At 32.8% G+C, this 19,330-nt stretch carries 20 protein-coding genes; 4 read left to right on the plus strand and 16 right to left on the minus strand.

Annotation, left to right across the window (positions count from 1 at the left end; all coding sequences use genetic code 11):
• Positions 1-205 precede the first annotated feature (205 nt).
• From F5ESL0261_RS09105 to F5ESL0261_RS09115, 3 genes are read right to left on the minus strand one after another with little or no spacing between them, the layout of a single operon-like run.
• Positions 206-937 (minus strand): lantibiotic ABC transporter permease, encoded by a 732-nt coding sequence (locus F5ESL0261_RS09105; protein WP_122052990.1) that lies wholly within the window; start codon positions 935-937, stop codon positions 206-208.
• A complete protein-coding gene (locus F5ESL0261_RS09110; RefSeq protein ID WP_122052991.1) occupies positions 930-1,658 on the minus strand; it encodes a hypothetical protein in 729 nt (242 codons plus the stop codon). Before F5ESL0261_RS09110 ends, F5ESL0261_RS09105 begins: the two co-directional genes overlap by 8 nt.
• A complete protein-coding gene (locus F5ESL0261_RS09115; RefSeq protein WP_122052992.1) occupies positions 1,651-2,355 on the minus strand; it encodes a lantibiotic protection ABC transporter ATP-binding subunit in 705 nt (234 codons plus the stop codon). Before F5ESL0261_RS09115 ends, F5ESL0261_RS09110 begins: the two co-directional genes overlap by 8 nt.
• 730 nt (positions 2,356-3,085) lie before the next feature.
• Here F5ESL0261_RS09115 and F5ESL0261_RS09120 point away from each other — a divergent pair.
• Positions 3,086-4,438 carry an FAD-dependent oxidoreductase gene (locus F5ESL0261_RS09120; protein WP_122052993.1) on the plus strand — a complete coding sequence of 451 codons (1,353 nt, stop codon included), beginning with the start codon at positions 3,086-3,088 and terminating at the stop codon, positions 4,436-4,438.
• Between the two features lie 375 nt (positions 4,439-4,813).
• On the opposite strand, the gene F5ESL0261_RS09125 is transcribed toward F5ESL0261_RS09120, so the two are convergent.
• The 7 genes from F5ESL0261_RS09125 to F5ESL0261_RS10335 all read right to left on the minus strand — a co-directional run bounded on the left by F5ESL0261_RS09125 (position 4,814) and on the right by F5ESL0261_RS10335 (position 11,278).
• The gene (locus F5ESL0261_RS09125; RefSeq protein ID WP_122052994.1) at positions 4,814-6,400 is read right to left on the minus strand and encodes an ABC transporter ATP-binding protein; all 1,587 of its coding nucleotides are present in this window, start codon (positions 6,398-6,400) and stop codon (positions 4,814-4,816) included.
• 391 nt (positions 6,401-6,791) lie between these two features.
• The gene (locus tag F5ESL0261_RS09130; RefSeq protein ID WP_122052995.1) at positions 6,792-7,466 is read right to left on the minus strand and encodes an ABC transporter ATP-binding protein; all 675 of its coding nucleotides are present in this window, start codon (positions 7,464-7,466) and stop codon (positions 6,792-6,794) included.
• Entirely contained in the window at positions 7,463-8,701 is a 1,239-nt protein-coding gene (locus F5ESL0261_RS09135; RefSeq protein WP_122052996.1) for an ABC transporter permease, read from the minus strand. The genes F5ESL0261_RS09130 and F5ESL0261_RS09135 overlap by 4 nt, the downstream gene beginning before the upstream one ends.
• A gap of 932 nt (positions 8,702-9,633) precedes the next feature.
• Positions 9,634-10,140: a hypothetical protein gene (locus F5ESL0261_RS09145; RefSeq protein WP_122052998.1), complete on the minus strand. Its 507-nt coding sequence runs from the start codon at positions 10,138-10,140 to the stop codon at positions 9,634-9,636.
• Between the two features lie 443 nt (positions 10,141-10,583).
• Positions 10,584-10,673: a putative holin-like toxin gene (locus F5ESL0261_RS10325; RefSeq protein ID WP_122052999.1), complete on the minus strand. Its 90-nt coding sequence runs from the start codon at positions 10,671-10,673 to the stop codon at positions 10,584-10,586.
• Between the two features lie 212 nt (positions 10,674-10,885).
• Positions 10,886-10,975, minus strand: coding sequence for a putative holin-like toxin (locus F5ESL0261_RS10330; protein ID WP_081945396.1), 90 nt, complete (start codon positions 10,973-10,975; stop codon positions 10,886-10,888).
• A gap of 213 nt (positions 10,976-11,188) precedes the next feature.
• Positions 11,189-11,278 carry a putative holin-like toxin gene (locus tag F5ESL0261_RS10335; protein ID WP_081945396.1) on the minus strand — a complete coding sequence of 30 codons (90 nt, stop codon included), beginning with the start codon at positions 11,276-11,278 and terminating at the stop codon, positions 11,189-11,191.
• Positions 11,279-11,564: 286 nt separating this feature from the next.
• Between F5ESL0261_RS10335 and F5ESL0261_RS09165 the strand changes: the two genes are divergently transcribed.
• Both F5ESL0261_RS09165 and lepB read left to right on the plus strand, forming a co-directional pair.
• Positions 11,565-13,010, plus strand: coding sequence for an SLAP domain-containing protein (locus tag F5ESL0261_RS09165; protein ID WP_122053000.1), 1,446 nt, complete (start codon positions 11,565-11,567; stop codon positions 13,008-13,010).
• A gap of 318 nt (positions 13,011-13,328) precedes the next feature.
• Complete coding sequence (gene lepB / locus F5ESL0261_RS09170; RefSeq protein ID WP_122053001.1) at positions 13,329-13,985, plus strand: signal peptidase I; 657 nt, start codon at positions 13,329-13,331, stop codon at positions 13,983-13,985.
• Positions 13,986-14,033: 48 nt separating this feature from the next.
• Here lepB and F5ESL0261_RS09175 read toward each other — a convergent pair whose 3' ends face one another.
• From F5ESL0261_RS09175 to F5ESL0261_RS09195, 5 genes are all read right to left on the minus strand, one after another.
• Entirely contained in the window at positions 14,034-14,822 is a 789-nt protein-coding gene (locus F5ESL0261_RS09175; RefSeq protein WP_122053002.1) for a hypothetical protein, read from the minus strand.
• A 10-nt stretch (positions 14,823-14,832) separates the two neighbouring features.
• On the minus strand, positions 14,833-15,357 hold the full coding sequence (locus F5ESL0261_RS09180) for a hypothetical protein (RefSeq protein WP_122053003.1): 525 nt from the start codon (positions 15,355-15,357) through the stop codon (positions 14,833-14,835).
• Positions 15,347-15,982 (minus strand): ATP-binding cassette domain-containing protein, encoded by a 636-nt coding sequence (locus tag F5ESL0261_RS09185; RefSeq protein WP_122053004.1) that lies wholly within the window; start codon positions 15,980-15,982, stop codon positions 15,347-15,349. The genes F5ESL0261_RS09180 and F5ESL0261_RS09185 overlap by 11 nt, the downstream gene beginning before the upstream one ends.
• Positions 15,983-15,992: 10 nt before the next feature.
• Positions 15,993-16,697 (minus strand): hypothetical protein, encoded by a 705-nt coding sequence (locus F5ESL0261_RS09190; RefSeq protein WP_122053005.1) that lies wholly within the window; start codon positions 16,695-16,697, stop codon positions 15,993-15,995.
• 159 nt (positions 16,698-16,856) lie between these two features.
• Positions 16,857-17,459 carry a rhodopsin gene (locus F5ESL0261_RS09195; RefSeq protein ID WP_147446240.1) on the minus strand — a complete coding sequence of 201 codons (603 nt, stop codon included), beginning with the start codon at positions 17,457-17,459 and terminating at the stop codon, positions 16,857-16,859.
• Positions 17,460-17,822: 363 nt separating this feature from the next.
• Here F5ESL0261_RS09195 and F5ESL0261_RS09200 point away from each other — a divergent pair, with 363 nt between their 5' ends.
• Positions 17,823-18,260 (plus strand): GNAT family N-acetyltransferase, encoded by a 438-nt coding sequence (locus tag F5ESL0261_RS09200; protein WP_122053007.1) that lies wholly within the window; start codon positions 17,823-17,825, stop codon positions 18,258-18,260.
• Between the two features lie 102 nt (positions 18,261-18,362).
• Here the strand turns inward: F5ESL0261_RS09200 and F5ESL0261_RS09205 are convergent, their stop codons facing one another.
• Positions 18,363-19,328, minus strand: a complete 966-nt coding sequence (locus tag F5ESL0261_RS09205; protein ID WP_122053008.1) for an AEC family transporter — start codon at positions 19,326-19,328, stop codon at positions 18,363-18,365.
• Positions 19,329-19,330 lie beyond the last annotated feature (2 nt).

The raw sequence follows: 19,330 nt of genomic DNA on the forward strand, positions 1-19,330 counted from the left end.
TTCTCTTGAATTTCTTTTGTACTAAATCCTCTTTGATACAAATCTACTGCTTCTAATTTTGTTTTTAGTAAATATTTAGACATAAGAAAACCCCCGAATTGGAATCTTTGTCCAATTCCGGGGGTTAACTTCATAGCTAATAAACTGCTTGATTCTTTTTATTTACATCAACGACAATGAGCAATTATTTATTTAATTGTCATTTCTAATTTTGCCAGTTGTCGAACACTTTTATAATTAACAAAGTTATAACCATAGTTAAAATTAACGGAATAATCATTTCCCAAGCCGTCAGGGTCTGTACTTGACTGCTAATCGTAGCTTCCCAAAAAGTGATTAATCTTATTTGCCATGCCCAAGGAATCACAGGCCAGATAAAATCAAAAAGACTGGTAATACTTAAACCTGAGATTACAACACCAAAAAAGCCCAGAATCATGGCACCACCAACATTAAACTTTAATACTATCCATTGAGCAAGCTCGTATTGAATAAGACCAAAAAGTGCAAAAATAAAACTGGTTAGTAAAATTTTAATAAAGGATATATTATTTATCTGAAAAGCAAATCTTAAAATAAAGAAATAAATTAAACTCATTCCGATAATTTCAAAGAAATATAATAACCAATAATAAAATAGCTGCAACCCAATAGTTAAGCCTTTTTTGCCAGGATTTGCCAACCAATTTTTACAATGACCAGCTTTTTCTTCGCGATCAAAAACCAGACCGATAACAATGCTAATAACTAGCGGAGAAATAAGCGCCAGCAATTCGTAAAAAGTTATTATCATAACGGATGAGTTTACAATATTTTTTCTTGTACCATAATAAAATCCCATTAATAATGGATAAGCAATTAAAGTTAACAAATGTAAATATAATAAAAAACTCCGCTTAAGTTTAACGTTTTCTGACCGAAAAATATTTTTAAGCATTTTTAATTACCTGCTTCTTAAACGATCTGGCAGCGAGATAACTGAGCAAAATGAAAAGCAGAATAGCTGCTGCTATAAGCAAATAATTATTTGAACCTGCCACATTATGACTTAGAGGTAATCCGTTAATATTCATTTTTATTAGCGGTACTGGGAAAAGTTCAGACCAGGTAAATGGCCAAATTTTGCCAAGGAAATAACTATTTACTTCTATGCCGCTAAAAATTCCGGCAAAGGTCAATACAATAGTTACATATATATTAGTAAGGCGACTAAGCCAAATATATAATGGAATTTGCCAAAGATTAACTAACCAAATACCCAAAATTGCTAAAAAACAAGAGATCAACGAGACACTGATTTCAGAAATAAAATAAAGCAAACTTACAAAAAGAACTAAGAATAAAGAAGAAACTAATGTTAAAAGTGCAATGTGTAAAATTCTACCTAATTCATAATCAAATAAATTGTAAGGTGAGCTCAAAATCAACTTATAAATCGTGCTATTCTTCTCGTGTCGGTCAATTAGCCCAACAACCAAAGCAAGAAATAAGGGAAACCAAATGGTACTCCACTGATTAATGACACTTTGAATAGCATAACCAGTAGTAGCAAAAAGCACTGTCACTACAATTATTATTAAAAGAGGATAAAGCCACAATAACTGCCTGACAAGTGTTCTTTTAGTTTTTATCACTTCAATAGACAATGAGTTAAGCATTCGTTACACCAGCATTCATTAAAGTATCATTAAATAATTGTTCCAGATTTTCTGTATGATCTATAGTTTTTTCAAGCAAAAGCTGGCCTTTACCGATAATACCAATTTTATCAGCTAAACGCTCAACTTCAGAAAGCATATGACTAGAAATGATAATAGTAATGCCTTCTTTTTTAAAACTAGAAATCAAATTCCGCAACTGCTGAATGCCCAGTGGATCAAGTCCATTTGTCGGTTCATCCAAAATTAACAACTTGGGTTGACCAACAAGAGCCAAGCCAATTCCAAGGCGCTCTTTCATTCCCAGAGAAAAATTTTTGGTCAGTTTTTTACCCGTATCGTTAATGCCTACTTTTTCCAGAATTGGTTGTATTTCGTTTTCTTCGACCCCTCTTAAACGACAAACTACCTGGAGATTTTCAGCAGCCGTTAAATTTCCATAAAGAGGTGCATTTTCAATCAGGGAACCAATAGCAGATAAATCCGCTCTAGACCAATCGTGACCAGCAAACGTAATAGTACCGCTAGTAGCGGGTATGATTCCTGTTAAAATCTTCATTAAGGTAGTCTTACCTGCGCCATTAGGTCCTAGCAGACAATAAACCTGATTTTCTGGGACGTGTAGGCTTATTTGATTGAGTACAACTTGATCTTTAAACTTTTTTGTTAGTTTATTTGTTACTATTAAGTCAGACATGTTTTCCCTCTTTTATAATAATTTTTGTTGTTAAAATATACTCAAATAGTTTTTAATGCTAAACTATATAAAAGCAATTTAGCAATATTAAAATTAACTTGTATAACATAATAAAGATGATTATATTATATATAAAAAAGCAGGTCAATATATTTTGTAATAGTAGATATCAAAAAGGAGTTTGCTCTAAACAAACAAATTGAGCACACATCTTTTGTCCACACCAATTTCAAAAATTTTCTAATAAGGATCAGATTGGAAGAAAAAATGAAAAGAGCCTAGCGATTTATTATATATTTCATTCTGTTTATTTACTCTTTATCAGCAAAATTTGACAAAGAATTGTTTTTGCCTTTTCTTTCGGATTTTAAAGCAATAGCAAAAGTTGCAATTTCATTTTGATCTCGCATACTTAAATGAACACTTTGCTTTCTCAATGATATTCTATTTGTACTATTATTTGAGTATCATTTATACTTCTTAGGTTCTTTTTAATGATTTACTTGGCCGTATTTTACTCATAAATTATCAGCAAATTTTATATTTAGTGAAATTTGTAAAGTCAATTTATACGGTGGTATTAATTTTTATTACTTTATAAATTTTAATATATATACAAATTAGCTATACTGGTGCATCTTTGTATAACTAACGTATTTCTTTTGTTACCATAGTAGACAGTAAAGTGCTATAAGCACTTTCAGATATTGATAAAAAGGGGATTTTTTCTATGAATCAAAAAGTAGTTATCATTGGTGCTTCCCATCCGGGTCATGAAGCAGCTATCGAGTTATTAGACAGATATCAAGATCTTGATGTCACTATTTATGAAGCAAGTGATTTTGTTTCATTTATGTCATGCGGAATGAAGCTCTTTTTAGAAGAAAAAACTACCGGTCAGGACAATGTACGCAATTTTTCACCTGCTGATTTGGAAAAATTAGGTGGTAAGATTGTCAATAATTCGCAAGCAGTTGCCTTAAATCCGGCAAATAAGCAAGTTACAATTAAAAATACCCAAACTGGTCAGACTGAAGAAGTTAACTATGACAAATTAATCTTGTCTCCAGGAGTTGATCCACTCCAGTTGCCAATTCCAGGGGCAGATTTAGATTACGTTTATTTAATGCGGGGCTACAGTTGGGCTAAAAAGATCAATGAAGCTCTTCATAATGATGAAATTAAAAATATCGTTGTTGTGGGTGCTGGTAACGGAATCGCTGCCGTTGAAGCTGGTGTTTTAGCTGGTAAAAACATGACCTTGGTTGATGCCAGCAACCATATCTTGGCTAATTATTTTTCAAAAGACTTTACCGATGTTTTTGAACAAGAAATGCGAGACAAGGGAGTCGATTTAAAGCTTGATACAAAAGTTACTGGCTTTACCAATGATCACCTAGTCCAAACTGATCATGGTGACATTAAAGCTGATTTAGTCATAGTTGCTGCAGGCATTGTTGCTAATACAGACTGGCTTAAAGATACTATTAAATTAAACCAACGGGGTTATATTGAAACCGACGAGTACTTAAGGACTAATCAAAAAGATGTTTATGCCCTGGGTGATGCTATTTGGCCACTGTCAATTCCGGCTAATAAAAGGATGCCAATTCCATCAGCAGTCGCTGCTCGTCACGAAGCAAATTACTTAGTACAACATTTGTTTGAAGAAAAACCAAGCCGTCCATTCCCAGGTTTAGTGGGCGGACAATTACTAGAATTTGGTGATGTACATGCGGTAGTTAGCGGCCTCCCACAAAAATCTGCTGAATTTGCCGGCATTAATGCTGCAACTAGCATCTACATCGATCATTTGCGTCCAGACTTTATTCCTGCAGATGATAATCCGTTAGGATATATTTCCTTAACTTATAATAAGGACACTCATCAGATTCTTGGAGGTGCAGTTATGTCCAAGCATGATATCACCGCTCAAGGCAATGTCTTAAGTTTAGCAATTGGTCATAAATTAACATTAGAAGATTTAGCTGAGCAAGACTTTTTCTTCTCACCAAGTTTTGATCGGCAATGGAATATTTTAAACTTAGCCGCACAACATGCGCTAGGTTTACACAAGTTTTAATTAATTTTAATAGGTGCTAAACCTTGTGAAATACCTCATTTTAGTGTCTTACTATGTTTAGTAAATTTAATAAAAAAAGAAGTTTTGTAACTCTTTAAAAATAATTAGCCACTTGATGTGTGGTTAGTTGATGAAGAAATAAAAGACTGTCCTTAACTACGAAATGAGTCCCGAAAGTTTTCTAACTCTCGGAACTCATTTTAATGATTTTCTTCTTTTTTCTTCTTAACTTGGACTATTTATCATATCACATATTTTTGTAAAAAAAGCTTTGATACAACTCTCTATTTTTAAATAGCCACTTAATTATTTTTTCCCATAACTAAATTATCAACATTAGCAATCAAAATCCGGTACAATTTTATTCCTGTACTTTTAACTAATTGGGATTAGCTGCTTATCTTCTAATTTGTAAGCATGGGTGAACTTACTTTGCAAGTCCTCTGGAATATGGTGATCAATCTCTACCACTGTCAAGTCGGAAGATAAAATCATTTCATGAATTTCATGAGCAGTTTGTGGGTCAAGGGATGCGGTACCCTCATCAATCAGTAAAAAGTTACGATTATATAAAAAGGCACGAGCAATTTCTATACGTTTCTTTTCTCCACCTGACAAGTTAGTTCCGTCTTCTTGAATTACGGCGTCAAGGCCAATCTTTTGCATTAATGGCGTTAAACCCGCTTCTTGAATGGCATGCTCAATCTCTTGGTCAGAAAAGTCACGCCCCAAAGTCAGGTTAAAGCGCAAGGTATCATGAAAAATATTCGAATCCTGATTGACTTCTCCAAAGTAATCAGGCTGAGGAGAAACAACCTTACCATTTGGTTCAACTAATTCCACTGTTCCCTTGTTCGGTTGGATAATATTTGCCATTAATCTGAGCAATGTGCTCTTACCCTGGCCGCTGCGACCAGTCAGCAGAATTTTATCACCACGATTAACCGTCAAGCTGGCATTTTGAATAATAGTCTTATCCTGATAGCCAAAAGTCACACCATTGAGTTGCAAGTCTTTGAAATCTATTGTCGTCATCTCGTCACTGAGAGTAGACTGCGGTAATTCCTTGATATTAGTCACTTTTGTTAACAAGGGTTTAGCCGAGTTAATCGTTGTCATTGACCGGTTGATGGCCAAGATAGAATTTACGATCCAAGAACTGGAATACTGAACCATAATAAAGGAAGAAAGAGGCAAGCGCTTGTCTAAAACAAATAAAATACCAATCCCAATGGGCAGAAATGATAAGGTATAAGCCAGAATACCAGCCAGTAAATTGCTCATGGCAATCGTATTTTCCCGTTTCTGCTTCGCTTCAGCTGTTTCAGTAATTGCCTTCTTGCCTTTCAGTAAAAAGAAAGGCATCGCATTATAATGCAAGATTAGGTCAATGTGCTTGAGGTAATCCGACATAAATCCCGTGTACTTACCAACACTAGCACTCCAAGCTTTAGAGCTTTCCATAACCCGTTTAGCCATAATTTTTGGAGCAATTGCTGAAATAACTGAAAAAAGCATAAAAACAAGAGTCAGGATAAAGTTCGCATTTATTGCCATAGCCAAACATAGCAGCAGGTTAACAATAGAAGTGATTAAATTAAATACTTCTTTGACGTAATTATTTTCTACCAACTCTAAATCATTGGTAACAAATGATAACTTATCAGAAACTGATCCTTGTTGTTTAACAAAATCAGAAGATAGCAGATCACTGCGCACGTTCTTATTGAAGAGGTAGATGTTCCGATTTAGCGTCCTCTCGTAAAAGTAGCGGGCAACGGTTAATAAGAAAACAATCAGTACAATCAAACAGACTTCTAAAACTACTCGTCTCTTATCACCAGCTTCAACCATGGCAAAGATTTGCGAATAAGACCACGTATTAAAAGGAGTATCAAGACCCACGATCAGGGTTAGCAAGAAACATAGAATTATGCTTTTGTTATCAAAATATTTTTTCATAATTGTTTTTACCTTTCATTTATATTTAACATATTTTGCTAAAATGGCCTTAACTCCATAGAAGCAATATGATTTATCTTGTTTAAATCTTTCCCGTTACTGTTTGTTCTTTTAATTTAATCATAATTTTGTTTTAAAGTATATATTTATTTTCTAAGAGGTAGTTTTTTAGACTAAGTGGTTATTACTAAAAAGCTTCCGCCATTAAAAATAAATTTAACTAGCAGAAGCAATTAGGAATTGTTTAGTTCAAAAATACTAACGTTTCTACCTTTAAAATTTAAATATTATATTAAAAATCTTGATTCTAATTACCAAGATAATTTAGGCAAAATAATACACTCAAATTTATTCTAAATTTGAGTGTATTATCAAGACCTATAATTCTTTTTTAGTTTAACTTGGTAATTTTTCTGCTACTTAGTTTATAAATATTATCATGTAATGCCGCAATTTTTTTGTCATGCGTGACTGTCAAAATTGCTTTTCCTTCATCTTTTATCTTTTTAAATAAATCAATGATTGTCTTGGCATTCTCTTCATCTAATGATCCAGTAGGTTCATCCGCCAATACAATGTCTGGATCGTTAATTAAAGCCCTTACTGCAACGGCCCGTTGCTTTTGCCCACCTGATAGTGTACTTGGTTTCCTTTTTAAAAGAGATTCTATGTTCAAATATTTGGTCAATTTATGCATTCTGCTTTTAATTTCTTTTTCATTCCTTGCTTTTTTTGGCAAATAAACTGTTGGTAGCAAGATGTTTTGTTCAACAGAAAGTCTTTGAATTAAAATTGGTTCCTGCAGCACAAAGCCAATTTTTGTGTTACGCAACTGCGACAATTCCCTATCATTACAGAGTGATAGATCTTGTCCTTCAACAATAATTTGACCACTATAAGAATTGTCAAGTGAGCCAATCAAATTTAGGAAAGTTGTCTTACCTTCGCCAGAAGCGCCTATTAAAGCTGTCATTGAACCTTTTTCTAACGAAAAATCTATGTCCTTTAAAATAGGTTGTTCCTCGAAGTTTTTACTTAAGTGATTAACATATACAGCTTTACTCATAACTTATTCATCATCCTCAGATTTAAAGGTATTTTATTGAATTTATAAATGATTAACATTGATGAGATAGTACCAATTATTAATAATGCTAAAAAGCTTAAAATCAGACTAATTGATTCAATTCTAGGAAGAGGAGTTGACAAAATAATCTGAGCATCTATACCAGCTCGGTTTGAAGCTAATAAATAGGCATTTCTCATCACATAGATGGTAACTGGTATAAATGAAACTATTGTAAGTAATAGTTGGTATAAAAACGTTATAATATATAATTGGTCTTTTCTTAATCCAAGTGAAATTCTAATGGCAATTTCTTGTCTCGATTCTGACAAACTTTTCCAAATATTCCATAAAAATAGGCCCAGAAAAATAATCAGCATAATTATAGATACTAATAATAACAATAAAACTCTTGGTTTATATTCTGCATAGAAGTCGTTAATATTTTCTTTTACTGAAATAAATTTTACTGTAGCAAAAAGATCTTTTTTAATAGTTTTAGATAATTTTAAAGCTTCATTTTTAGATGCATTATAAATCAATAAATCCTGAAAAGCTGAAACTAGTTGAGTTGCATTAACCTGTCTTTTATCTTTATCAGTCAAAGGTCTAAATACAGTCTTATTAAGTAAACGACCTCCATCCATATTATAAACTGATGGTAGCCTCAGATTTTCTTTCAAAATGCCGATAACTTTATAAGTTTCATTTTTCCCATTTGCTGGATTTAAAATTTTAAAAGTGGATCCGAGCTTTATATTTTTTAAACCCGAACCAACAATCACTGGTATTTCTTTAGTATCAGCAACATATTCTGAATTTGTAAACAATCTGCCTTTTTGCACTTTAAGAGGATAAAATTTAAAGAAATTACTGTTAATTGTATCTAAATTTATGGATACAGAACCATTAGGAATTTCAGTATTAAATGACCATCTGGATGAATAATGATAGTTGTGATTTATATAATTAAATAACTTTTGTGCTCTTTGATTTGTTTGTTTAATATTTTTCTTATTGAAGTCATAATGCAATTGACTACTAGTCATCTGGTTATTTCCCATAAATACGTCTTTTTTAATTAATTGTTGTAAATCATTCTTACCTTGTAAGACATACAAATTAGAACGGATAAGGGTATAAAAGATAAAGCTAAAAGATATCATAGTAACTAAAGTCAGAAGCACTAAAACCAAACGCTTTAAAAATACATTTTTGATGAATTCCCTATACACTATTTTAAACTCCTACTATTAATCAAGCTTTAATACAACTAATAACAAGTAGTATACATAATCTGAGCATACTAATCACAATAAACATTAGGCAGACTTTACTTAAAAACAAATAATTAAAGGACATTATTATACATATAAAAAGCACAGATACAGTATTAGTGATTAACAGCAATGAAAGAATTTGATATTTCATTCGCCATATTGTAGATCCAACTATTATTCGTATAAATTTCTCTTCTTTCGTACTTTCATTTAAATGATATATATAAAGAAGAGTAATGGCATTAACAAAAATTGGGATGAATATAACAAGGATATCGCTATCAAAAATTAACTGTAAAATACCATGAATATCCTTTGGAACAAGATTATTTAAAACATATATTGCAATTACAATGTTATTCAGTAATTCAATCAAAAAGCTAAAACAAAAATCTGTTAATTTAAGAACATTTTTAGTCACTAATAAATCAAAACCTTACATATATTATAAATAACCCTAAAAAAGAGAAGACCGCATCTAATTAGATTTTTAATAAATTTTATTTAAATTATACAATTATAGAATATCATAAAAGTAAATATATATCCTAGATATTATAAAAAGCTTTACAGAAATTTTTCATTTTATTTTGTAGCTAAAAAAGAAGCTTTGTAAAGCAAGCCTTCTTTGAAAACAAGTAATTATTCAAATTTTGGTTAATTTTCACCTGCTTTAATTATTAGCAGCAGACTCTCCTTGGGCTTGAGCCTCGACTTCAGCTTTCGTGTTGCTTGGCTTTGATTTGATACTATGAACAAACTTGACATCATTTGTTTTCGCATAGCCATCGAGTACTTCAATTCATTAAGTATGCATGGTTACCTATAGATACTTTTAACTCTTTCTCTTGCTAATCCTGAAAAGTCAACAACATAATTCTAGCCTACTACCAGCCAAATACTGAATAAATCAAAAAAGTACACGCAACAGCGACAATCATATAAGAAATACGACAAATAATATATAATCTCCTTACTAATTTTGCCCGTTTTGCATTATAAATATAGGGAATACTTGTATAATGCTCTCTTTCTTTTTTAGTTAAATCTGCGTTCATATATATTTCTGCTAACACGGCAACAATGAAAATCAAATTTCCTATAAATAGAATAACAACTTCTGATGTAAAAAAAGCCCAACTTAATAACAGAACAATAGCCGCAATAAACCGGCTGGCCTTTATCATTACCACTTCTCTCTCAATTCCAGGCTTTGCTACAAATTCTACTGTAGACGCTGCGACTTCTTTTCGTGATTCCAAATTAAGCTTATGCCAAGCTTTTGACTTGAGATAAATCATATATAGCGATGTTATAAATGCAATAGTAAAGAATATTAAAATAATAATTTCGTAAATCAAATCGTAAATCAAATCGTAATTCGTAGTATCCATAAAAAGCTCTCCTAGTTTATTATGTTTTGCAAATATTTAAAGGGTTGCGATGTTTTGATTATTTTAGAAGGTTAAATACTGTAAACTTTTTATTTCATACACTATACACTGCCTTAAGTTTTAGCATATCATTTTTTATTGATATAACAAATACCCATTGAAATAAAATAATTACAAAAAGTCTAAGATCGCTAAAACTTCGAGAAATTTTTTGCTCTGCTTTCGTAACTGTTAAAAAGAAGATTATAAATGGCAACATGCAATCCCTGACTCAGTCCACTTGTGCAAAATTAATTCAGTCATGATATAATGTAATTGTAAAGAAAAGGGGTCTTGCGTTAACAAGACCTCTTTGAAAACAAGCAGCCGCTCTAAAGGCGGTTAGCTGAGTAAGAGATAAAGACCATCCCTAACTGGCTAAAGTATTATTTGGACGGTCTTTTTTATTTCTTGTGATTGTTGATATAATCCAACAACACAATAGTAAACGTGACGAATGCCAACATTATTTGTAATGCCTGGTGAACGCTCATTGACTGCTTCTCTTGCTAGCTATGTTAGCCCAATCATTATTCAGCCCGTTGTGCAAAATTAACTCAGTCATGATATAATGTAATTGTAAAGAAAAGAGGCCTTGCGCTAACAAGACCTCTTCGAAAACAAGCAGCCGCTCTAAAGGCGGTTAGCTGTGTGAGAGATAGAAGACTATCCCCAACTTGCTAAAGTATGATTGGGACGGTCTTTTTTATTTCTTGTGATTATTGATATAATCCAACAACACAATAATAAACGTGGCGAATGCCAACATTATTTGTAATGCCTGGTAAACGCTCATTAACTGCTTCTCTTTCTAGCTATGCTAGTCGCAATCATTACTCAGCTCATTGTGCAAAATTAATTCAGTCATGATATAATATAATTGTAAAGAAAAGAGGCCTTGCGCTAACAAGACCTCTTTGAAAACAAGCAGCCGCTCTAAAGGCGGTTAGCTGTCTAGGTAATAGAAGACTATCCCTAACTTGCTAAAGTATGATTGGGACGGTCTTTTTTATTTCTTGTGATTGTTGATATAATCCAACAACACAATAATAAACGTGGCGAATGCCAACATTATTTGTAATGCCTGGTAAACGCTCATTGACTGCTTCTCTTTCTAAAAGATTTCGTGCCATAGGCACCATCTCCTTTCCGGATCAACAGCCAACCGCCCTCAAAACAATTTGCTTGAATTCTAAATTAATTATAACAAATACTGTTTGCATATTGAATAAAAGAAGAGCCAGATAATTAACTAAACGGCTTGGTGTAAATAACTTTCACTCACCTTATTAACTTAATATTAAACTGTTTGAAAGCCTATTCAAAGGCAGCTTATTATTCTATAATGGATGTAAAGTATTTAATCAGTTTTTTGAGGTGATTACATGAAATTAAATAAAAAGTTCGTTTATGCTTCCATAGCAAGCATTCTTGCTATTAGTCCTATGCTACCCGCAGTAATGCCAAGCAATACAGAAGTATTAGCTGCTAAGACTGATACTCTTACGTTAAATCATAATTCTTATGTTTATACGGCTCAGGGCAAGCGTACTTATTATAACGGTAAAGGAACATTGCGTATGGGCACCACTGTAAACGGTAGTGCCAAAACTACTTCTATTAATGGTAAAAGCTACTATCCTTTAACCGGTGGTGCCTACGTTAAGGCGGCTAATGTTGGTGTTGTCAACAAACAGGTACAAGATGGCAACTTGGAGCTCAATTACAATTCTTATGTTTACGATAAGAATGGTAAACGGCTATACAAATTCCGTGGCAGTAAAAAGAATACGCATTTGCGCAAAGGAACCCCTTTGAAATACTCTGGCTCTGTAGAAAAAATTGACCGGAATAGCAAACAGTATTTCCTAGTCAATGATGACAACTATAATCAGTCATGGCTCCCTTATAAAAAAATCGGTGGTAAATATTACTACAATATTGGAGCCGGTGGCTATGTTAATGTGGCCAATGTTGGGCAGATAGATAATAAACCACTTTACACAACTGATGTAAGTGTGAAAGTTAATACAACTAGTGCTATACGGGTTGGCACCGGTAAAGAGCGTACAAGTATTAAACCTGGAGAAAAGGTCAAAGTTGATCGCGTCTCTCAAGTATTGTCTGGACCATCATACAGAGCTAGTTATCGCATAAGCGGAACAAAGACAGGCTTTTTCGCCACATCTATAGTAAATAAAAAGCCAAGACAGCAGCTTCTTAACTATACATATTTTACTTATGTTTCTGCCAGCAAGAATATCGATGCTTATGATGCCAACGGACAGGCTCGTTCAAACCTAACGGCAATAAACGGTGCAACTACTTCTTTTGCTAAAGGCACTTTCATACCCGTTGATGAGGTACTATACATTTGGAATAACAAGGAAAACAAGGCTGAGTTATATTACCACCTTGCTCCAAATACAACTGTGAGTGACATTTCTCTCCAGACAATTAACAAAGACAGTATGACTTTTGTTAAAGCAGCTGACAGCAAATTTGTTTCTGGACCATTGTTAAAGCCTGTTAATACAGTAGATGAAGCCAAAACAGATGCCAAGGCAGCTACTGAAACTGATAAACAAGACTTGCAAAAAGCAATCAATCAAGATGAAAAAGTTAAAGCAAGTGAGAATTATCAGCAATACAGACATGAAACATATGATGCAGCTTTAGCATATGCAAAGCAAATTAATAGTTCAAATACAGCCAGCCTGCAAGAGGTTAAACAAATTACACTCACCTTAAAGAATCAACAGAATAGTTGGTTTCTTCCAGCCGATGAATTAAAAGTTAATAGTGAGTTGGCTTTAACGAAACCATTCTAAATACTTTTTACTCTGTTTAATAGATTTCAATTAAGGATTAACTTCCGATATTTAACGAAGTTAGTCCTTTTTGTTTTGTCCTGGTTCTTTTTTGACTGAGATTTTTTATGACTATCCACTTGCTATTTATAATAAAAACAGAAATTAGCCTTATGATCTCTAAACTTAAAAAAGCCCTTATCATCTAATAGGTTATTTGTTTAGTTTTATGTTGGTTTTTAGATTATTTTGACTTTTAATTATTTATCTGCCTATAATTTATCTATTAATCACAGGCTAGTTATATTAATATGTAATTTTATTTGTAAGGATTTACTTATGGCAAATAATCAGAATGACGAAAAAAATGAGAAAACAAAACAGTTTTATGAATTTTTAAAATATACAATAGTCTTATTTGCGATTTTTATTTTAATTAATTTTTTACTGACAAAATATTTAATAGTCAAATGTTCCGTATCTGGTATCTCGATGCAACCAACTTTTGAAAACCAAGAAAGAGTTATAGCTAATCGCAATAGCAAATTGAAACGAAATGAAATTGTCATTTTAAAGGCTCCGGATGAACGTAATTCCTTTTATATAAAAAGAATTATAGGATTACCCGGTGAAACTGTTACTGGAAAAAATAATAAGATTTATGTTAATGGCAAAAAAATAAATCAAGACTATTTAAAGCCAGGATTTAAGCTGACGGATAATGAAGACGGCTTTTATGGTACAAAATATTCTTACACTGCTGACTTTTCAATTCGTTCTTTAGCAAGAACAAAAGAATATAAAAGTATTTATTCCCCTTCTCAATTAAAAGAAATGAAAAGTACTAACAAAGTTCCCAAAGGCTCGTATTTTGTAATGGGAGATCATAGGAGCGTTTCAAAAGATAGTCGTTATATAGGTGCAATTCCTAGAAGTAAAATTGAAGGTGTTGTTAAGTATCGTTATTGGCCACTTAACAGAATCAAAGTATATTAAAAAGGATTAAGTCCAAATTTAGGTCTTAATCCTTTTTCCTTTCACTTTTTATAACTCTACTAATCGTTTTTCATCTACATGAAACATAATCATACAATAAAGTAATAATATTGCAGTCATAAACACCACCACATAGATGTTAGTCATAATTCCAGGGAGTTCACGTAAGAAATCAGCCGGTGAATAACTTATGAGATATGGCAAATGGATAGTTGCGTTCATTAATAATAAAACTATTTGCAAAACTAAACCTGTACACATGGCAGCAAACTTATTTTTAATCCACAAAGAAGTAACCATTGCGAATACAGAAAATAATCCACCCCAAAGAGAAGAAAATATAATTGACAAAATAGCGTGGACAAATGGATGGGAATAATAAAGGGAGACAAACAGCATAGTAAAATTCCTAGCACCAATATTAATATTAAGTAAGTTATCGGGCTTAACATTAGGTAATATCATAAACCAAGATAAGAAGTTAAACAGTAAAGGAACAGCAATCACAATAAAACCTGTCATAAATGCGATTTCTAGGTATCCTAACAAGATTTGTTTAATGGACTTCCCCATCTTTAATTTATAAAAATAGCCGTTGGTAAAATCTTCTTTTAATAATGTACTGGCAGGTAAACTCGCTATTAAAGGTAACAAGATAAAAAATATAGTAGGTACAAAAGTAAATTGATCTATTGATATCCACATAGTATAAGGTGAGTTTGTCGCAGGAATATTTTTAGACGCAGAAACGCCACATTGTACAACGCTAATACTTATTCCTATAACCAATGCTAAAAACAACCATAATTTATTCAAACGTGACCACAAAAATTTCATTTTATTCTCCCTATTCTAGCAGAAGCGAATATTTAACATAGTGCTTTTTAGCTGGTACCAAGAAACTGAAACGTAACTTTTGATTGCGCATGTCATATGAATAGCGCGGAATAGTAAAGTCCATTGTAAAAGGCTGCTTGCCATGCTCCAATGCTTTATAAGGATTAATACTGTGGTGACTTTTGTCATACAATTTTACCGAGGGATTGCTTGTACCATAAGGATTATTTAGATACATATTTTCTATAAAATTAGGATTGTTTTTTCTCTCGCCATAGAATGGCCGGCCAGTTTGACGTATATGAAATTTGACTTTGGCTTGTACAACATCCTTACTTTTCTTAACTGCAGCTTCATGAACAATAAAGTTAACATGATAGGCTTTTACCAATTCATTTTTGTGAAAAAGCTGTTCTTTAGTCACACCATACTGCTGAGGATGGGCGTTTACCTGGCGGTAGCGATAAAAGCCCCCGCATCCAACTACAATTATTATTACCATGAAGAAACTCCATAATAATTTTTTATTTTTCATGATTAATTGTTCCTTCTTGTACATATAGCTTTTGCGTGGCGACTTTGTTTACAAATTCATGATCATGCGAAGCAATAACAAAGGTTGAACCTTTATGGTTATATCCATCAATCAATCTGATTAATTTACCAATACTTTCATGATCCAGCGCATTGGTGGGTTCATCCAGAACAATTAACGGATAGGCTCCAAGAAAAGCCTGTGCAATTCCTAATTTCTGCTTCATCCCCAGTGAAAATTTCTTAACTTTTTGTTTAGGAAACCTGGTTAAATCAAAATATGCCAATAAATCATTAATCTGCTTTTCTTGAATATCCGGATCTAATTTTGCTAGCAAATCTAAGTTTTTATAAGCAGTGAATTCTTCTATTAAACTGGGATTTTCAATTAAAATTCCCGCTTTAATTGGATAAGGCTCTTGGACCTTCATCTTCTTACCATTAACTATGACTTTCCCACTGGTATTTATTAAGCCTAAAATTGCCTTTAAGATTAACGTTTTACCAGAACCATTTATTCCTTCTAAAACAGTGATACTGCCGTCTGGAATATCTGCACTAACATCATGCAATAGTGGCCGTCTTTTCACTATTTTTCCTACGTGCTTTAATTCAATAAAACCCATTTTTTACTCCTTAATCTACACTAAAGAAATGGTCAATAATCCCATAAACAATCACCATAATCAAAGTTGCCAGCAATAATAATAAAAAACCAGGGAAATTAAATCTCATAATTATCAAGTTATTTAAAGGATTTAATTGCCATTTTAAAAGAGATGTCATTATCAAAAGTGAAGCTGGAATAATCAGACCCAATGCCGAATTAAACTTTCCAATTGTACCTTGCAAAAGAAGGATCAGATATATTCCCAAAAAATTGTTGATGAAAAGTAGTGGGATCGCCTGCCAGTCAGTTAAATCAAAAAAAGACAAAGAGGGCAATTTAAATAAAGCCGTAACAAGCAACATAACTAAAAGTGTAACAAACACATAGACAAAAGCTATTACTCCCATTAATAACATAGTGACAACAGTAAAATTTTTCGGTGGAATTTGTAATCCTCTTAGGTGCATAATGGTAGTTTGCCAAAGCAGTTTAAAGCTATTTAATACAATAAGCAGCGGTATCAAGAAATAGACTAACCACAAAATAAAATTAAAAGATGCACCTTGACTGGTATCGGCAAAGAAAAGATTAAATATAGAAGTATTTGAACTGTTAATTAGCTGCGTACTGAGAAAAATAATTGAAAAGCAGATCAAACTTAGCCAGCAAATAAAACGGAAGCGGATTATTTGCCATAAATATAGTAATTGATTCCAAAATAGACGTTTCATAAAGACCTTCTTTTTAAGAGTGAGGACAGCCGCAACAATAAAGATAAATTAATTTGACTATTATAAATAGCCAGTTTTGTTTCTTAATCTTAATTATCGTTTAATTCTATACATTCATAGTACCATTTTAGAATTATTAAAAATAGTAGAATTAGACTTTTAATAATCCGGTTCACTGTAACGGTCAGTAATTAAATAGACAATTAGCATTAATAGCGTTGTAGCTAATAACAGCAGAATATTGTTCTTATTGACACGCAGAAGCATTAAACTATTGAGCGGATTATATTTCCAAGTGGTATAAACAGTCATTATAAGCCAACTAATTGGAATAATTATACCCAGTGGAGAATTGAAGCGACCGATAGTGGCCTGAATTATCAACAACAGAAATATTCCTAAAAAATTGATAATGACCAGTACTAATGAAGCTGATAATCCGTAAAATTGCATTAGTTTAAAACGTCTTAGCCAGGAAAAATCAGTCACTAAAGCCATAATTCCTTCTGTTAGTGCCACATAAATGAGGGTGATCAATCCCATTAACCCAACATTAACTACAGCGAAACTTAAGGGTGAGTATCTGAGTCCTCGCAATTGCATTCCTCTTACTTGCCACAATTGTTTAAAACCGCTTAAGACTATTAATAGCGGTACTACAAAATAAACAAACCAAAAAACAGGCAAAATAACTTGGCGTGATTTAACAGCGTTAAAATCAACACCCATGAAAAAAATAGGAACTATAGCAGAATTCGGCATTAATTTCAACATCAGTATTACAAAGCTTATTAAGCCTAACCAAAAAAGAAAGCGTGATTTTATTAGTTGCCACAAAAATAAAAATTGATCCCAAAATAAATTTACAAGAGATGTTTTTGAGTCTACCGCTTTAGAATGCAATTGTTCTCTCCTTATTTGTTTACACTAGCACTAGTCAAAAATGAAATAGCTTACGCCAATATTACCACTTGTATAGAATTAAAAAAACACTATTAAATTTGGCAGTACAACTTTAATAGTGCTTTTATTATATCTAGACATACAAAAGAGCTTCCTAATTATTATTGAGAGCGCTAAAATAACTTTAACTCATAAAGCAATAAATATAAGAAAGGAATTTTCATGATTAGAAAATGTGAAGTTGCTGACAGTCCAGCTATTCAAAAAATCAATCAAATTGAACTAGGTTATGATTATCCTGTCGAAAAAACGGCCGCCAACATTAAAAGGCTGCTAAATGATCCTGCGCATCATTATCTCTGGGTCTTTGAAGATGATAATACCAAAAAAGTTGAAGGGTATTTGCATGCAGAAGTTTTTGAAGAAACCTATTTTGATCCCATGTTCAACGTTTTAGCTTTAGCAGTAGATTCTTCTGTGCAAAAGAAAGGCATTGGCAGTCAACTTATGCACATTTTGGAAAAACAAGCTAAAAATTTAGGCATGAAAGAAATTAGGTTAAATTCAGGAGAATCACGTTTAGGTGCTCATAAATTTTACGAAAAACTGGGCTATACCAGCAATAAAATGCAGAAAAGATTTGGTAAAAAGTTGGATTAACAACTTAATAATATAGCACTTTAATTTAAAATATTTTCCAAACAAAAACCCGCCTTATCTACATGATCAAAGACGGGTTTTTATAACATGAATTTTTATTAATTATATTAGCATTTGCGTGATTTCCAAAACTACTGGTACAACTATTACGAATAAAACTGTTGAGGTAGTCACAACGTTGGTAGCGTATTGCACATCCCCGTGCGATTCACCCACTAAGATTGGCAAAACTGCCAAAGCAGGAGTAGCAGATTGCACAACTAAGGTTTGTTTAGCTAGACCTGTCAAGGATGGCAGCCAATTTGCACCAACAACAATTAAAATCATCATTAAAGCCGGTACTAAGATAAAGCGGCCAAGCAATGCCCAAATAGTATCACGGTCAAGGTGGATTGACTTCAAACCAGCATCTGCCAATATAATACCAATATAGATCAGTGACATCGGTGTGACGATGCCGCCAACCATACTTAACACAGCCGTAATCCAACTAGGAATTGGTACTTCAACTAATAAGCAAATTAAGGCAATTAGAAAACCAACTAATGGTGCTGGCAACAATTTTTTCCAGTTGAATTTTTGTTGTTTTCCTTTTTGTTCAGTTGGGTCATCGCTAGAAATGAAGAAGACACCAATTGCCCAGGTAGAAACCGTATTTAACACATAATAAATTAAAAAGTACGGCATACTTTTTTGCCCAAATAAGGCAATGTTTAAAGGCAGCCCAATAAAAATAGTATTGGCATTCGTAATGGCATTAATAAAAGTACCACGGCGGCCTTTGCGAATCCGCAGAACCTTACATAATATCCATGCGAACAAATAACTTAGAGCAAAACAGATAATGGCATAGATCAGACCACCTGTTAAGCCAAATAATTTTTGCCTGTTTAAATATTTTAGGACAGAAACAAAAATTGAAGCTGGTAAAGCAATATTCATAATTAAATAGGAAATATTGCCCTTAAACTGATCGCCTAGTTTGCCACTGGTTCGCAGCCAGTACCCTAAAGCAATTACAAGCAACAGTTCAACAACGCTAGTTAATGAAGTAATAAAGGCTTGCATTT

Source organism: Lactobacillus sp. ESL0261 (assembly GCF_003693025.1).
Lineage (GTDB): Bacteria > Bacillota > Bacilli > Lactobacillales > Lactobacillaceae > Lactobacillus > Lactobacillus kullabergensis.

Bases quoted from the DNA above. Each gene is read 5' to 3' on its own strand.
- F5ESL0261_RS09105 (WP_122052990.1), bottom strand. From the start codon at position 937: ATGCTTAAAAATATTTTTCGGTCAGAAAACGTTAAACTTAAGCGGAGT.
- F5ESL0261_RS09110 (WP_122052991.1), bottom strand. From the start codon at position 1,658: ATGCTTAACTCATTGTCTATTGAAGTGATAAAAACTAAAAGAACACTT.
- F5ESL0261_RS09115 (WP_122052992.1), bottom strand. From the start codon at position 2,355: ATGTCTGACTTAATAGTAACAAATAAACTAACAAAAAAGTTTAAAGAT.
- F5ESL0261_RS09120 (WP_122052993.1), top strand. From the start codon at position 3,086: ATGAATCAAAAAGTAGTTATCATTGGTGCTTCCCATCCGGGTCATGAA.
- F5ESL0261_RS09125 (WP_122052994.1), bottom strand. From the start codon at position 6,400: ATGAAAAAATATTTTGATAACAAAAGCATAATTCTATGTTTCTTGCTA.
- F5ESL0261_RS09130 (WP_122052995.1), bottom strand. From the start codon at position 7,466: ATGAGTAAAGCTGTATATGTTAATCACTTAAGTAAAAACTTCGAGGAA.
- F5ESL0261_RS09145 (WP_122052998.1), bottom strand. From the start codon at position 10,140: ATGGATACTACGAATTACGATTTGATTTACGATTTGATTTACGAAATT.
- F5ESL0261_RS10325 (WP_122052999.1), bottom strand. From the start codon at position 10,673: ATGAGCGTTCACCAGGCATTACAAATAATGTTGGCATTCGTCACGTTT.
- F5ESL0261_RS10330 (WP_081945396.1), bottom strand. From the start codon at position 10,975: ATGAGCGTTTACCAGGCATTACAAATAATGTTGGCATTCGCCACGTTT.
- F5ESL0261_RS10335 (WP_081945396.1), bottom strand. From the start codon at position 11,278: ATGAGCGTTTACCAGGCATTACAAATAATGTTGGCATTCGCCACGTTT.
- F5ESL0261_RS09165 (WP_122053000.1), top strand. From the start codon at position 11,565: ATGAAATTAAATAAAAAGTTCGTTTATGCTTCCATAGCAAGCATTCTT.
- lepB (WP_122053001.1), top strand. From the start codon at position 13,329: ATGGCAAATAATCAGAATGACGAAAAAAATGAGAAAACAAAACAGTTT.
- F5ESL0261_RS09175 (WP_122053002.1), bottom strand. From the start codon at position 14,822: ATGAAATTTTTGTGGTCACGTTTGAATAAATTATGGTTGTTTTTAGCA.
- F5ESL0261_RS09180 (WP_122053003.1), bottom strand. From the start codon at position 15,357: ATGAAAAATAAAAAATTATTATGGAGTTTCTTCATGGTAATAATAATT.
- F5ESL0261_RS09185 (WP_122053004.1), bottom strand. From the start codon at position 15,982: ATGGGTTTTATTGAATTAAAGCACGTAGGAAAAATAGTGAAAAGACGG.
- F5ESL0261_RS09190 (WP_122053005.1), bottom strand. From the start codon at position 16,697: ATGAAACGTCTATTTTGGAATCAATTACTATATTTATGGCAAATAATC.
- F5ESL0261_RS09195 (WP_147446240.1), bottom strand. From the start codon at position 17,459: ATGCCGAATTCTGCTATAGTTCCTATTTTTTTCATGGGTGTTGATTTT.
- F5ESL0261_RS09200 (WP_122053007.1), top strand. From the start codon at position 17,823: ATGATTAGAAAATGTGAAGTTGCTGACAGTCCAGCTATTCAAAAAATC.
- F5ESL0261_RS09205 (WP_122053008.1), bottom strand. From the start codon at position 19,328: ATGCAAGCCTTTATTACTTCATTAACTAGCGTTGTTGAACTGTTGCTT.